We start from the raw sequence: 13118 nt of genomic DNA, 5'->3' as shown, positions 1-13118 counted from the left end.
CAGCCCCGGCAGCCGCTGAGGCACCCGCAGAGGTCGAGGCCGAGTAGCCATGGCAGGCGAGACGATCATCACGGTGGTCGGCAACCTGACGGCCGACCCGGAGCTGCGGTACACGCAGAACGGGCTCGCGGTCGCGAACTTCACGATCGCATCGACCCCCCGCACGTTCGACCGCCAGGCGAACGAGTGGAAGGACGGCGAAGCGCTGTTCCTCCGCGCGTCGGTCTGGCGCGAGTTCGCCGAGCACGTGTCGCAGAGCCTGTCGAAGGGCTCGCGCGTCATCGCGCAGGGTCGCCTGAAGCAGCGCTCCTTCGAGACGCAGCAGGGCGAGAAGCGCACGGTCATCGAGCTCGAGGTCGACGAGATCGGCCCCTCGCTCCGCTACGCGACCGCGCAGGTCACTCGCTCGCAGGGCGGCGGCGCAGGCCGCAGCTCGGGCGGCCAGGGCGGCGGCAACCAGGGCGGCGGCTTCGGCCAGCCGCAGCAGGTCGCCGACGAGCCGTGGGGTCAGCCCGCGCAGCAGCAGGCGCAGCCCGCCGCAGGCGGCGACGTCTGGGGCGCTCCCGGCACCTCGTACAACGACGAGACGCCCTTCTAGGGCATCTCGGCTCCAAGCACTCACGGGACGGCAGTCCCGAGCACGAAAGAAGGACACATGGCTGGCAAGCCGCAGAACAACCGCAAGCCGCGGGGCCCGAAGGGCGGAAAGCCGCTCGCCCCGGCGAAGGCGATCAAGGTCGGCGTCATCGACTGGAAGGACGTCGCGACGCTCAAGAAGTTCATCTCGGAGCGCGGAAAGATCCGTGCCCGTCGCATCACCGGCGTGTCGGTGCAGGAGCAGCGCCTGATCGCGAAGGCGATCAAGAACGCGCGCGAGATGGCGCTCCTGCCCTACTCCGGCGCCGGACGCTGAGGGGACCGGACATGGCAAAGCTCATTCTCACGAACGAGGTCTCGGGCCTCGGTTCCGCCGGTGACGTCGTCGACGTCAAGACCGGCTTCGCGCGCAACTACCTCGTTCCCCAGGGCCTCGCGGTCATGTGGTCGCGCGGTGGCGAGAAGCAGGTCGAGCAGATCAAGGCCGGTCGCGCAGCGCGCGAGCACGCCACGATCGAGGAGGCGCAGGACCTGCGCGCCCGTCTCGAGGCCAACCCCGTCACGCTGACCGCGAAGGCCGGCACCGAGGGACGCCTCTTCGGCTCGATCCAGACGAAGGACATCGCTGACGCTGTCGCGGCTGCCGGTCACGGCACCGTCGACAAGCGCGTCATCGAGATCTCTTCGCCGATCCGCTCGGTGGGCGACCACCAGGCGACGGCTCGGCTGCGCGACGACATCATCGCGACGATCACCCTCCGGGTGGTTGCCGCGAAGTGACGCTCCGCGCCCCTGTGGAGAGGCCCGCATCCCCTGTGGATGCGGGCCTCTTCGCGTGCCCTCGATCGACGCTCAAGGGGTGCTCAGCACCGCGTGCACACAAGTCTCAACGTGCACTTGAAGCCAGTCTGCACACACCGGATGTGGAAAGAGGAATGCCCGGTCAGAGCCGGGTTTCCGTCGTATCACCGTTTGCATTCCACAGATCTGTGCACAGGGGTGGAGCGTCGGCTCGGCGAGCCGTGCGGCGTTTCGCGCTGCTGTCCACATCTGTCCACAGCGTTCTCCACAAGGGCGATTCGACGTGGTGCATGAGCCCTTCTAGCCTGTGCGAGGCTCCCTCGATCGATCGGCGTGGGTGGCCTGCGCCATCGTCGAGCGGACTAGGGGGATGCAGATGACGGACCTTGCAGAGATCGGTCTCGACGAGAGCCGGTACAGCGAGCGGACCCCGCCGCACGACATGCTCGCCGAGCAGTCGGCCATCGGCGGCATGCTGCTCTCGAAGGACGCGGTCGCCGACTGCCTCGAGACCGTGCGCGGCCACGACTTCTACCAGCCGAAGCACGAGATCGTCTACGAAGCGATCCTCTCGCTGTACTCGCGCGGTGAGCCCACCGACGTCATCACGGTCGCCGATGAGCTGACGAAGACGGCGATGCTCTCGCGCGCCGGCGGCGTGCAGTACCTCCACTCGCTCACCTCGATGGTGCCGACCGCGGCGAACGCCGGCTACTACGCAGAGATCGTCGCCGAGAAGGCCGTGCTGCGACGGCTCGTCGAGGCAGGCACGCGCATCGTGCAGATGGGCTACGCCTCCGAGGGCGAGGTCACCGACCTCGTGAACCACGCCCAGGCCGAGATCTACTCGGTGATGGGCGAGGACCAGTCCGAGGACTACGTGCCGCTCAGCCTCGCCGTCGAGTCGGCGATCGAGGAGATCGAGGCCGCGAAGGGCCTCGACGGCGTCATGACGGGCGTGCCGACGGGCTTCCGCGAGCTCGACGAGCTGACGAACGGGCTGCACCCCGGCCAGCTCGTCGTCGTCGCCGCTCGACCCGGCCTCGGCAAGTCGACGCTCGCGATGGACCTCGTGCGCTCCGCATCGATCAAGCACGACCTCCCTTCGGTGTTCTTCTCGCTCGAGATGGGCCGCACCGAGATCGCCATGAAGCTGCTCTCGGCTGAGTCGAGCATCCTGCTGCAGAAGCTGCGCAAGGGAGCGATCGAGGGCCGCGACTGGACGACGCTCGCGCAGGTGCGGGGTCGCATCAACGACGCGCCGCTGTACATCGACGACAGCCCCAACCTGACCCTCGTCGAGATCCGCGCGAAGTGCCGCCGCCTCAAGCAGCAGGTCGGGCTCAAGATGGTCGTCGTCGACTACCTGCAGCTCATGACCAGCGGCAAGAAGGTCGAGTCGCGCCAGCAGGAGGTCTCGGAGTTCTCGCGATCGCTCAAGCTGCTCGCCAAGGAGCTGCAGGTGCCGGTCATCGCCCTCTCGCAGCTCAACCGTGGCCCCGAGCAGCGCGGCGACAAGAAGCCCGCGATCAGCGACCTCCGCGAGTCGGGCTCGATCGAGCAGGACGCCGACATCGTGATGCTGCTGCACCGCGAGGACGCGTACGACCGCGACATCCGCCCGGGCGAGGCAGACATCATCGTCGCCAAGCACCGAGGCGGACCGACGAAGACGATCCCGGTCGCCTTCCACGGCCACCTCGCGCGCTTCGTCGACATCGCCCCCGGCATGGGCGGCGACGGCGGGCCGGGCATGGCGCCCGGCGGCACGCCCTTCGGTGGCATCCCGTACGGCCCGCCCCCGCCCGTCGAGGGCTGAGACGCGACGAGGGCCCGGTCGTCGCGACCGGGCCCTCGAGCGTGCGTCGGTTCAGCCCGTGGGGTTGATCGCGAAGTCGACCCGGCCGTCGGGGCTCGCGGATGCGTCGAGCACCTTGTCGTCGAGCGCGACCGCGGCCGACGGGTCGAGGAACACCTTCGCGCCGGCCGCCTCGACCACCTGGTCCTGCACCTCCGGCAGCTCGGCGACCGTGACGTTGAGCCCCTCGCCCTGGGCGTCCTGCGCGATCCGGATGCCGCCGGTCTGCGGCACCTGCGCGCTGTCGACGATGCCGGTGATGATGGTCTGGGCGTTCTCGGTCAGGGTGAGCATGGCTGCTCCTTCCGTTGGCGAGCGGGCCACGATGCCGAGGATGCGGGCGCCGCGCAACCCGTGGCGGGGGCCCGGGCGTGTCGATGCCGCCGGGCAGATGTGCCCGAGCGCCTGTCAGACTGGCTGCATGCCCATTGACTCCGAGGCGCGTGTCGCCGTCTACATCGACTTCGACAACATCCTCATCTCGCGCTACGACCAGATCCACGGTCGCGGCGCCTTCCACTCCGACAAGGTGCGCACGCTCGCGACCGACGGCCGAGAGTCGAAGGTCCGCACGCGCTTCTCGCAGGCGACGGTCGACCTCGGCGCCATCATCGACTACGCCTCGAGCTACGGCTCGATCGTGCTGAGCCGCGCCTACGCCGACTGGTCGGTCCCCGCCCACGCGGCCTATCGCGACCAGCTGCTCGCCCGAGCCGTCGACCTCGTGCAGATGTTCCCCACGACCCGCTCGCTCAAGAACGGCGCCGACATCCGCCTCTCGATCGACGTCGTCGAGGACCTCTTCCGGCTCGACAACATCACGCACGTCGTCGTCGTCGCGGGCGACAGCGACTACATCGCGCTCGCGCAGCGCACGAAGCGGCTCGGCCGCTTCATGGTCGGCATCGGCGTCGCAGGCTCCACGTCGAAATCGCTCGCCGCCGCGTGCGACGAGTTCGCCGACTACGACGCGCTGCCGGGCATCGAGCCGGTGCAGATCGACGAGCCCGAGCCGGAGGTCGACGCACCGGCGCCGACGCCCGCCGAGGCGAAGGTCATCGAGGCCGAGGCCGAGCAGGTCGCCGAGGAGACGCCCAAGCGCGGGCGCCGCAGCCGCCGCGCGTCGAGCGCATCCGTGGCCGCCGAGAACGACGAGGTCGCGATGACGACCGAGCAGCGCGGCGACGCCGCCACCGGCCTGCTCGAGCGCGCCATGCGCATCCTGCACCAGAAGAACGACGACGAGTGGCTGCACGCCAACGTGGTCAAGGAGCAGATGAAGCGCATGGACCCGGTCTTCAACGAGAAGTCGCTCGGCCACCGCTCGTTCACCGACTTCGCGACCGCACGCGGCGAACTCGTCGACATGCGCGAAGAGGGCCAGGCTCGACTGCTGCGCCTCAAGGGCGCCTGACGTCGCAGCCCGATGCGCGTGTCAGCCGCATCGGGCAGGATGACCGCATGCCGGAGCTGCCAGAGGTGGAGGCGCTCGCGACCGACCTGCGCGAACGCCTGATCGGTCGCACGATCCGTCGTGTGCAGATCGCCGAGGTCGCGGCGCTCAAGACCTTCGACCCACCGGTCGACGCGCTCGAGGGCGCCGTGGTCACCGGCGTCGGCCGTCGCGGCAAGCACCTCGTGATCGACGTCGGCCGCGACGAGGAGCCGCGGCGGCTGCACCTCGTGCTGCACCTGGCCCGCTCGGGCTGGATCCGCTGGCGCGATGCCGCGCCGAAGCCGACGGCCGGCAAGGGGCGAGGGCCGCTCGCCGCCCGGCTCGTCCTCGAGCGCGCCGACGGCGACGAGGGGCTCGGTGGCGACGGGTTCGACGTGACCGAGCAGGCCACGCAGAAGCGGCTCGCCATCCACGTCGTCGCGCACCCCGAGCAGGTCATGTCGATCGCGACCCTCGGCCCCGAGCCGCTCGAGGCCTCCTTCACCGAGGAGCGCTTCGCGGGCATCCTCGCCCACGCGGGGCGTGCGCAGATCAAGGGCGTGCTGCGCGACCAGCAGCGGATCGCGGGCATCGGCAACGCCTACTCCGACGAGATCCTGCACGTCGCGCGCATGTCGCCGTTCCACCCGTCATCGATGCCGCCCGACGACGTGCACCGGCTCTTCGAGGCGCTGCGGCAGGTGCTCGGCGATGCGGTCGAGCGGGCACACGGCGTGCAGGCGTCGTCGATCAAGAGCGAGAAGCGGCAGGGGATGCGCGTGCACGGCCGCAAGGGCGAGGCGTGCCCGGTGTGCGGCGACGTCGTGCGCCAGGTCATCTACGCCGACAGCACGCTCGAGTACTGCGCCACGTGCCAGACGGGCGGCAAGCCGCTCGCCGACCGCGTGCTCTCGCGGCTCGGCGTGCGCCGCTGACGCGCGCCTGCGCCGGTCAGACGCCGCCGGTCACCACGTTCCAGGGCTGGATCGTCACGATCTGCACGCCGGGCGCCTGGTAGTACGGGTCGCGGGCGAGGGCCGTCTTCACCTCGGCGACGTCGTCGCTCGCGAACAGCAGCAGCGCGCCCGACTGGTCGGCGTACGGGCCCGCGGCGACGAGCAGTCCCGCCTCGTGCATCTCGGCGAGCAGCTCGCGGTGGCGCGGGCGCAGCTCGAGGCGAGCGGGGTCGTCGGAGAACGAGAGGGTGACGGCGATCATGCCCTCAGCCTAGGCGGCGCCGCGACGGCGAAGGGCGGATGCGCCGGCCGACCGGCCGCGCATCCGCCCCACGAGCGTGCTCGGGTCAGGCGGAGACGAGCGCCTGCGCCGACGCCGCGACCACCTGCGCGACGGCCGCGCGGAGCGCCTCGACCGATCGGCCGACGAACGCCGCCGGGTCGGCCATGCCCCTCGCCTCGTCGAAGTCGGCGGGCTCGAACGGCATCTGCACGCCCTCGCCCTGCAGCTCGAGGCCGATGTAGCGCAGCACCGCGGCGAGCTGCGCCGCGGCGGACGCGCCGCCCGCCCAGCCGTAGGAGACGATCGTGGCGGGCATGCCGCTCCACTCGGCCTTGAGGTAGTCGATCGCGTTCTTGAGCGCCGCGGGGTAGCCGCTGTTGTAGTCGGGCGTCACGAAGACGACGCCATCGAGGGCATCGATCTGCTCGGCCCACGCGATCGTGTGGGGCTGGGTGCGCACGCCCGTGGCCGGGGGCAGCGCCTCGTCGAGCAGCGGCAGCCGGATCTCGGCCAGGTCGAGCATGACGGCGTCGCCGCCGGCCGCCTCGACGAGCGTCGCGATCTCATCGGCGACGGGCCGGCCGACGCGGACGGGACGGGTGCTGCCGACGATGATGCCGATCTGGGGACGTGCGGACATGGCGCTCCTCGAGGAAGCGGTGGGGGACTGGGCGCGACTGCGCGCCACCCCGAGCCAACCCCGGCCGTTGTCAGATATTCCCGGCGTCGCTCTCGGTGGTCGCGGCCCGGCGACCGCCGGTCAGGCGAGGAACGCGCGAGCCGCGGTCACCATGGCGGTCGTCGCGGTGTCGAGCGTCGGCTGCATGACGGGGATGAAGTCAGGGGAGTGGTTCGACGGCACGTCGACGTCGAAGGTGCCCCGCTCGCGCGCCGCGGCGACGATCGCGGGGTCGAAGCCCCCGTACATCCAGTAGACGTAGGGCGCGCCCCACGCCTCGGGGAGGTAGCTGAAGTCCTCCGAGCCGAGCAGCGGCTGCTGGAGCTGGTGCTGCTCGCCGAAGACGGCGTCGAAGGCCTCGCCGACCCGCACGGCCGCCGCCTCGTCGTTGATCGTCAGCGGCGCGATGTCGCCGCGCACGATCGTCGCCGGCGGAGCGCCCGCTGCCTGGCACTCGCCCTGCACGATGCGCTCGATCGCGGTGAGGATGCGCCGGCGCACCGGCTCCTCGAATGACCGCGTGTTGACCTCGAAGCGCGCCGACTCGGGGATGATGTTCTGCTTCGTGCCGGCGTGGAACGTGCCGACCGTGACGACGGCGCGGTCGGAGGGCGCGACCTCGCGGGAGACGATCGTCTGCAGCCGAACCACCATGCTCGCCGCGAGCACGATCGGGTCGATCGTCTTCTCGGGCTGCGAGCCGTGGCCGCCGCGACCGTGCACCGTGACGATGAGGTGATCGCTCGCCGCCATGACGGGACCGGGTGCGCTGCGCACCTCGCCGGCAGCGCCCGGCATGACGTGCTGGCCGAGGGCGACGTCGATGCCCTCGGGGAAGCGCTCGCGGAGCGCCTCCTGCATGCCGAGCGCGCCATCCATCGTCTCCTCCGCGGGCTGGAACACCGCGAGGATCGTGCCCGACCAGTCGTCCTGGTCGGCGAGGATGCGCAGGGCGCCCTGGAGCGCCGCCATGTGGGTGTCGTGCCCGCACGCGTGCATGACCCCCGTGCTCTGCCCGTCGAAGACGTCGGTCGCCGTGGAGCGGTACGGCACCTGCTCCACCTCCGTGACGGGCAGCGCATCCATGTCGGCGCGCAGCAGCACCGTCGGGCCGTCGCCGCGCCGGAGCACGCCCACGACGCCGGTGGATGCGCCGACCTGCTCGTGCACGTCGAAGCCGGTCTCGCGCAGCAGCTCCGCCATCCGCGCGGCGGTGCGGTGCTCGCGGTTCGAGAGCTCGGGGCTCGCGTGCAGCTCGCGGTAGAGGTCTTCGATGAACGGGCGGTGGCTCTCGAGCGTCATGCGGTCAGGCTACGCCGCGCTCGCCCGGGGTCCGCCGTGCCGCGACGGGTAGGATCGAGGGGAACTGTGAGGAGAGCCGTGACCGCCACGCCGAGCCCCTCGCAGGGATGGCACCCCTGGCACCTCCCTGCGATGCGAGCCGTCCCCGCGCTCGTCGTCGGGCTGCCGCTGCCGTTCATCCAGCTGCACTCGCCCATCGTCGGCACGATCGCGCTCTTCGTGCTGCTCGCCGGCACCGCGGTCGCGCTCTGGCTCGGGCGCGGCCTCGTGCCGGCGGCAGCCGGCCGCTGGCCCGCGCTCGCCGCGGCCTGGACGGCGCTGCTCGCGGTCGTCGCGCTCGGCGTGGCGATCCTCGGCGCGACCGAGCTGACCTTCGCGCTCGCGGTCGCGGCGTGGGCGGTCCCGGCGGGCGTGCTCGAGCTGCTCGGATGGTCGCGGATGCGCAGCGTCACCGAGCCGCGCACGCTTCGGCTCGCGCAGGACTGGCGGGCGGTCGGCGTCTTCACGATCGTGCTCGGCGTCGTCTTCCTGTTCGTCCGCGACGCGGTCACGCTCACCGGGCTGCTGGGCGCCTACGCCGTCATCCTCGGCGTCTATCTCGCGCTCGCGGCCCTCTCCGCGCGCCCGGCGCGGACCACCACGGAGCGGAGCAAGGCATGACCCACCATCAGCGCCCCGACGGGCAGGATCACCGCCGTCCCGACGGACCCGTCCAGCCGACGCGTCGGCAGCAGCTCAAGCCGTTCGAGTACCTCTCCTTCGCGGCGGTGGCGGGCCTCTTCACGGGCCTCGTCGTGATGCTGACCGTGCGCGACGTCGTGCTCGCCCTCATCTTCTTCGGCGTCGCCTTCATCGGCACGCTGCTCATCACCGCCACGCTCATGCTCGCGATCAAGCCCAAGGGCCGCGCCGCAGCCGACCTCGACAAGCGCGAGGGCTTCGAGCCGTGAGGCTCGCGGCGCTGCTCGGCGTGCTCGCCGTCGCGGCGCTGGGCGGATGCTCGCCGCAGCTCGCGCCGAGCGGCCAGCCCGAGCCGTCACCGACGAGTGCGCCGTCGCCCGAGCAGCAGCCCGCGCCGAGCGGTCCGCACCTGAGCGCCGAGGGTCGCGCGTTCGACCCGGTCGCCGACGACGTCGGCGGCACGGAGGTGTGCGACGGCCGCGACGGCCGCGAGGCGCTCGAGACCTTCGACCGCGCGGGATGGGCCGAGCTGGGGGTCGCCGCGGGTGAGGCCGTGCTCCGGTGCGGCAACGCCGACGGCGCCGGCTGGCGGCACATCGCCGACGGCCACACCGGCGACTTCGGCGAGCTCGCGTCGTTCGTCGGCGCCGGCTGGGAGGACGTCGCGTGGTTCGCGATTGATCGCGCGCTCGAGGCTCCCACCGCCGTCGAGCGCTACCGCGACGACATCGTGAACTACGACGTGCTCGTCGAGCTCGTCGACCAGGGTCAGGTCGAGCGGTCGTGGATGGTGACCGTCGGCGTCGGGATCGGCTCCGGGCAGATCATCACGTCGTTCCCCGACGAGCAGCGCTGACGACTCGCCCCTATCCGCCGCGGGGCCGCGGTGCTTCACTGAGCCCCGGGATGACGGGCGATCAGACGACGGGTGGACGTCGTCGTCCGCTCGAGGAGGAGGCCGTCATGATGAGAGAGCAGTCGCCGTACCTGGGCACCGACATCGCTGGCTTGATGCATGCGACGCGCGCGGAGGCACGGCGAGTGATGGAGTCGTCGAAGGGCGACCTGATCAGCGATCACGAGGCGATCCTCGACCGCCTGCAGACGGCGGAGCTCATCAGCGGCGACGAGGCCCGGACGCTGCTGGACCTCTACCGCATCGGGTTCGAGGCAGGCGAGGGCAAGGCCGACGCGCAGCGCGCCTTCTTCGAGGCGCGCAGCATCTACGACCGGCTCGCCGCGAGCGGCACGGCGAGCCCCGTGGCGCTCGTCGTCGCATCGGCGGCCGTCGGCTCGTTCGAGATCTCGCCGGGCGACGACGGATCGCCGACGGTCACCATGGCACGGCAGAGCTACGGCTCGAGCCTCGCGGGCATCGGCGCGGGCATCGGTGCACTGATCGGCGGACCGGCCGGCGCGACGCTGGGCGGCGCGATCGGGGGGCTCATCGGCGGCATCGTCGACGAGAAGCAGGACAAGAAGAAGACGTAGCCACGACTGGCACCATGGGGCGCATGCGCGATCTCGTGGACGTCGACTGGCTCGCAGAGCACCTGCACGATGACGCGCTCGTCGTCGTCGACGCGAGCATGGCACCGCCCGGCTCGAACGATCCGCTGCCGACCGACGGCATCCCGGGCGCGGTGCGGTTCGACGTCGAGGGCCGCATGTCCCGCCAGAGCGACGCCGACGGGCTCGGTCCCGTCGGCGTGCATGACATGCTCGCCCCCGACGACTTCGAGCGCGCGCTCCGCGACCTCGGCATCCGCGCCGGCGACCGCGTCGTCGCCTACGACGCCGCGGGCATGTTCTCGAGCGCCCGCGCCTGGTGGATGCTGCGTGCCGCGGGCGTCGACGCGGCCGTGCTCGACGGCGGCCTGCCCGCCTGGCTCGCGGCGGGGCATCCGCTCGCGCCCGTCGCCGAGTCGCTCGGCCGCGCCGGCGACGTCGCCGTGCGGTGGGATGCGTCGGCCTTCGTCGACGCCGACACCACGGCCGCGGCCCTCGAGAGCGGTGCTGCCGCAGTGCTCGACGCGCGGTCGCCCGCTCGCTTCAGCGGCGCGGAGCCCGATCCGCGCGCCGGGGTGCGCCCCGGCCACATGCCGGGGGCGCGATCGCTGCACTACGCGACCGTCGCACCCGGCGGCCGCCTGCGACCGGCCGACGAGCTCGCCGAGCTGCTCGCGAGCGCCGCGGGGGAGCGGCCGATCGTCGCGACCTGCGGATCGGGCGTCACGGCTGCGGTCGTCGCGCTCGCGGCGACGCTCACCGGCCGCGAGGCGACCGTCTACGACGGGTCGTGGTCGGACTGGGGCCGCGCCGACTCCGGCCGCCCGATCGCCACGGGCGACTGAGCCGCTCGCCAGCTGCTGGAGCATGCCCCGCTGCGTGCCGCACCGTCTCGCTTGATTTGATCGATTCACGATAAGCGATACGGTGGAGGCATGACCGAGCCGGATGCCGAGCTGCTGCGAACGCGCGGACTGCGCGTGACGCAGGGGCGCCTCGCCGTGCTCGGCGTGCTCGATCGGCTCCCGCACGCCGACGCGGACGGCGTGCACCGCGCGCTCGCCGACGACGGCGCCGAGACGTCGGTGCAGTCGGTGCACAACGTGCTCGGCGACCTCACCGCGGCGGGCATCGTGCGCCGGTTCGAGCCGGCGCGGTCCGCCGCCCGCTACGAGCGGCGCATCGGCGACAACCACCACCACGCGGTGTGCTCGAGCTGCGGCCGCGTCGACGACGTCGACTGCGTGGTCGGCGAAGCGCCGTGCATGCACGCGGATGCGCCGGCCGGCTTCACCGTGCAGGCGGCCGAGGTGACGTTCGTCGGCCTCTGCGCCGACTGCGCACCGGCGACCTGACCGCAGCACCGAACCACAGCACCGATCCACCCGGGCAGCGTCGCCCATCCCGAGACCCGCACGGCCGACTGCGCCGTGCCCACAGCCCCGCGCACGCGGACCCGCACAGACCAGAAGAGGAAGAGGAAGCATGACGACTCCCACTACGAACAGCGTCGGCACGCCGATCGCGAGCGACGCCCACTCCCAGACCGTCGGCGCCGACGGCGTCATCGCGCTCACCGACCACTACCTGGTCGAGAAGCTCGCGCACTTCAACCGCGAGCGGGTGCCGGAGCGCGTGGTGCACGCCAAGGGCGGCGGTGCCTACGGTCGCTTCGTCACGACGCACGACGTCTCGCAGTACACGCGCGCCGCGCTCTTCCAGCCGGGCGCCGAGACCGAGATGCTCGCCCGCTTCTCCACCGTGGCCGGCGAGCAGGGCAGCCCCGACACGTGGCGCGACCCGCGCGGCTTCTCGCTGAAGTTCTACACGACCGAGGGCAACTACGACCTCGTCGGCAACAACACCCCCGTCTTCTTCATCCGCGACGGCATCAAGTTCCCCGACTTCATCCACTCGCAGAAGCGCCTGCCGGGCTCGAACCTGCGCGACAACGACATGCAGTGGGACTTCTGGACCCTCTCGCCGGAGTCGGCGCACCAGGTGACCTGGCTCATGGGCGACCGCGGGCTGCCGAAGACGTGGCGCAACATGGACGGCTTCGGCTCGCACACGTACCAGTGGATCAACGCCTCGGGCGAGCGCTTCTGGGTGAAGTACCACTTCAAGACCAACCAGGGCAACGACTACCTGACGCAGGCCGAGGCCGACCAGCTCGCCGGCAGCGACGCCGACCACCACATCCGCGACCTGTACTCGGCGATCGAGGACGGCGACTTCCCGTCGTGGACGCTCTCGGTGCAGGTCATGCCCTACGAGGACGCGGCGACCTACCGGTTCAACCCGTTCGACCTCACGAAGGTGTGGCCGCACGGCGACTACCCCCTCATCGAGGTCGGCCAGATGACGCTCGACCGCAACCCCGAGAACTACTTCGCCGAGATCGAGCAGGCGGCGTTCAGCCCCGCGCACTTCGTGCCGGGCATCGCGGCGAGCCCCGACAAGATGCTGCAGGCGCGCATCTTCAGCTACGCCGACGCGCAGCGGTACCGCATCGGTGCCAACCACGCGGAGCTGCCCGTCAACCGCGCCCGCGCGGCCGAGGTCGACTCGTACGACAAGGACGGCCAGCTGCGCCAGACGTTCCGCTCGCCGAGCCGGCCCGTCTACGCGCCGAACTCGTTCGGCGGACCCGCGGCGGATGCGGTAGCGGCCAGTGACGACCGCGGCTGGCAGAACGACGGCGAGCTCGTGCGCTCGGCCGTCACGCTCCACCCCGAGGACGACGACTTCGGCCAGGCCGGCACGCTCGTGCGCGAGGTGCTGAGCGACCAGGAGCGCGAGCGCCTCGTCGCGAACATCGTCGGCCACGTCGGCAAGACGCGCGTGCCCGAGATCCGCGAGCGCGCCATCCAGTACTGGAAGAACGTCGACGCCGGCCTCGGGGCACGGGTCGAGGCGGGCCTCACGCCCATCACCGACGCGCGCACGACGCTCGCGTCCGAGCCGGTGCGCACGCCCGCCGTCTTCTAGCCGCTCGACCCACGCTGCCCGCGCCG

At 71.6% G+C, this 13118-nt stretch carries 16 protein-coding genes and 1 pseudogene; 13 read left to right on the top strand and 4 right to left on the bottom strand.

Annotated elements, in window-relative coordinates:
• Positions 1-49 precede the first annotated feature (49 nt).
• The 4 genes and pseudogenes from ABD106_RS08990 to dnaB form a co-directional block, all read left to right on the top strand.
• Positions 50-598, top strand: a complete 549-nt coding sequence (locus ABD106_RS08990; protein WP_343919545.1) for a single-stranded DNA-binding protein — start codon at positions 50-52, stop codon at positions 596-598.
• 57 nt (positions 599-655) lie between these two features.
• Positions 656-913, top strand: coding sequence for a 30S ribosomal protein S18 (gene rpsR / locus ABD106_RS08985; RefSeq protein ID WP_123696691.1), 258 nt, complete (start codon positions 656-658; stop codon positions 911-913).
• 11 nt (positions 914-924) lie between these two features.
• Positions 925-1377, top strand: a complete 453-nt coding sequence (rplI, locus tag ABD106_RS08980; protein ID WP_343919542.1) for a 50S ribosomal protein L9 — start codon at positions 925-927, stop codon at positions 1375-1377.
• 397 nt (positions 1378-1774) lie between these two features.
• Positions 1775-3124 (top strand): annotated as a pseudogene (gene dnaB, locus ABD106_RS08975) (replicative DNA helicase); the annotation flags it as partial.
• A gap of 144 nt (positions 3125-3268) precedes the next feature.
• Here dnaB and ABD106_RS08970 read toward each other — a convergent pair.
• Positions 3269-3550: a Fe-S cluster assembly protein HesB gene (locus ABD106_RS08970; protein WP_343919540.1), complete on the bottom strand. Its 282-nt coding sequence runs from the start codon at positions 3548-3550 to the stop codon at positions 3269-3271.
• A gap of 127 nt (positions 3551-3677) precedes the next feature.
• Here ABD106_RS08970 and ABD106_RS08965 point away from each other — a divergent pair, with 127 nt between their 5' ends.
• Positions 3678-4670, top strand: coding sequence for an NYN domain-containing protein (locus ABD106_RS08965; RefSeq protein ID WP_343919538.1), 993 nt, complete (start codon positions 3678-3680; stop codon positions 4668-4670).
• A 47-nt stretch (positions 4671-4717) separates the two neighbouring features.
• A complete protein-coding gene (locus tag ABD106_RS08960) occupies positions 4718-5626 on the top strand; it encodes a DNA-formamidopyrimidine glycosylase family protein (protein ID WP_343919536.1) in 909 nt (302 codons plus the stop codon).
• A gap of 16 nt (positions 5627-5642) precedes the next feature.
• On the opposite strand, the gene ABD106_RS08955 is transcribed toward ABD106_RS08960, so the two are convergent.
• From ABD106_RS08955 to ABD106_RS08945, 3 genes are all read right to left on the bottom strand, one after another.
• Positions 5643-5909 (bottom strand): YciI family protein, encoded by a 267-nt coding sequence (locus ABD106_RS08955; protein WP_343919534.1) that lies wholly within the window; start codon positions 5907-5909, stop codon positions 5643-5645.
• 85 nt (positions 5910-5994) lie between these two features.
• Entirely contained in the window at positions 5995-6570 is a 576-nt protein-coding gene (locus tag ABD106_RS08950; RefSeq protein ID WP_343919532.1) for an NADPH-dependent FMN reductase, read from the bottom strand.
• 120 nt (positions 6571-6690) lie between these two features.
• The gene (locus tag ABD106_RS08945) at positions 6691-7911 is read right to left on the bottom strand and encodes an amidohydrolase (RefSeq protein WP_343919530.1); all 1221 of its coding nucleotides are present in this window, start codon (positions 7909-7911) and stop codon (positions 6691-6693) included.
• A 78-nt stretch (positions 7912-7989) separates the two neighbouring features.
• Here ABD106_RS08945 and ABD106_RS08940 point away from each other — a divergent pair, with 78 nt between their 5' ends.
• The 7 genes from ABD106_RS08940 (at position 7990) to ABD106_RS08910 (ending at position 13092) form a co-directional block, all read left to right on the top strand.
• On the top strand, positions 7990-8571 hold the full coding sequence (locus ABD106_RS08940) for a hypothetical protein (protein ID WP_343919528.1): 582 nt from the start codon (positions 7990-7992) through the stop codon (positions 8569-8571).
• Positions 8568-8861, top strand: coding sequence for an ABC transporter ATP-binding protein (locus ABD106_RS08935; RefSeq protein WP_343919526.1), 294 nt, complete (start codon positions 8568-8570; stop codon positions 8859-8861). Before ABD106_RS08940 ends, ABD106_RS08935 begins: the two co-directional genes overlap by 4 nt.
• Positions 8858-9448 carry a hypothetical protein gene (locus ABD106_RS08930; RefSeq protein WP_343919524.1) on the top strand — a complete coding sequence of 197 codons (591 nt, stop codon included), beginning with the start codon at positions 8858-8860 and terminating at the stop codon, positions 9446-9448. The genes ABD106_RS08935 and ABD106_RS08930 overlap by 4 nt, the downstream gene beginning before the upstream one ends.
• Positions 9449-9555: 107 nt before the next feature.
• Entirely contained in the window at positions 9556-10083 is a 528-nt protein-coding gene (locus tag ABD106_RS08925; RefSeq protein WP_343919522.1) for a hypothetical protein, read from the top strand.
• Between the two features lie 23 nt (positions 10084-10106).
• Positions 10107-10946 (top strand): sulfurtransferase, encoded by an 840-nt coding sequence (locus tag ABD106_RS08920; RefSeq protein WP_343919520.1) that lies wholly within the window; start codon positions 10107-10109, stop codon positions 10944-10946.
• A gap of 90 nt (positions 10947-11036) precedes the next feature.
• Positions 11037-11456 carry a Fur family transcriptional regulator gene (locus ABD106_RS08915; protein ID WP_343919518.1) on the top strand — a complete coding sequence of 140 codons (420 nt, stop codon included), beginning with the start codon at positions 11037-11039 and terminating at the stop codon, positions 11454-11456.
• Positions 11457-11586: 130 nt separating this feature from the next.
• Positions 11587-13092: a catalase gene (locus ABD106_RS08910; protein WP_343919516.1), complete on the top strand. Its 1506-nt coding sequence runs from the start codon at positions 11587-11589 to the stop codon at positions 13090-13092.
• Positions 13093-13118: the final 26 nt, after the last annotated feature.

The organism is Agrococcus citreus, assembly GCF_039527715.1.
GTDB lineage: Bacteria > Actinomycetota > Actinomycetes > Actinomycetales > Microbacteriaceae > Agrococcus > Agrococcus citreus.
Note: the sequence above shows the minus strand (reverse complement) of the source record. Positions and strands in the feature narration are given on the sequence as shown.

Excerpts from the sequence above, each read along its gene's own strand:
- ABD106_RS08990 (WP_343919545.1), top strand. The coding sequence starts at position 50 with ATGGCAGGCGAGACGATCATCACGGTGGTCGGCAACCTGACGGCCGAC.
- rpsR (WP_123696691.1), top strand. The coding sequence starts at position 656 with ATGGCTGGCAAGCCGCAGAACAACCGCAAGCCGCGGGGCCCGAAGGGC.
- rplI (WP_343919542.1), top strand. The coding sequence starts at position 925 with ATGGCAAAGCTCATTCTCACGAACGAGGTCTCGGGCCTCGGTTCCGCC.
- ABD106_RS08970 (WP_343919540.1), bottom strand. The coding sequence starts at position 3,550 with ATGCTCACCCTGACCGAGAACGCCCAGACCATCATCACCGGCATCGTC.
- ABD106_RS08965 (WP_343919538.1), top strand. The coding sequence starts at position 3,678 with ATGCCCATTGACTCCGAGGCGCGTGTCGCCGTCTACATCGACTTCGAC.
- ABD106_RS08960 (WP_343919536.1), top strand. The coding sequence starts at position 4,718 with ATGCCGGAGCTGCCAGAGGTGGAGGCGCTCGCGACCGACCTGCGCGAA.
- ABD106_RS08955 (WP_343919534.1), bottom strand. The coding sequence starts at position 5,909 with ATGATCGCCGTCACCCTCTCGTTCTCCGACGACCCCGCTCGCCTCGAG.
- ABD106_RS08950 (WP_343919532.1), bottom strand. The coding sequence starts at position 6,570 with ATGTCCGCACGTCCCCAGATCGGCATCATCGTCGGCAGCACCCGTCCC.
- ABD106_RS08945 (WP_343919530.1), bottom strand. The coding sequence starts at position 7,911 with ATGACGCTCGAGAGCCACCGCCCGTTCATCGAAGACCTCTACCGCGAG.
- ABD106_RS08935 (WP_343919526.1), top strand. The coding sequence starts at position 8,568 with ATGACCCACCATCAGCGCCCCGACGGGCAGGATCACCGCCGTCCCGAC.
- ABD106_RS08925 (WP_343919522.1), top strand. The coding sequence starts at position 9,556 with ATGATGAGAGAGCAGTCGCCGTACCTGGGCACCGACATCGCTGGCTTG.
- ABD106_RS08920 (WP_343919520.1), top strand. The coding sequence starts at position 10,107 with ATGCGCGATCTCGTGGACGTCGACTGGCTCGCAGAGCACCTGCACGAT.
- ABD106_RS08915 (WP_343919518.1), top strand. The coding sequence starts at position 11,037 with ATGACCGAGCCGGATGCCGAGCTGCTGCGAACGCGCGGACTGCGCGTG.
- ABD106_RS08910 (WP_343919516.1), top strand. The coding sequence starts at position 11,587 with ATGACGACTCCCACTACGAACAGCGTCGGCACGCCGATCGCGAGCGAC.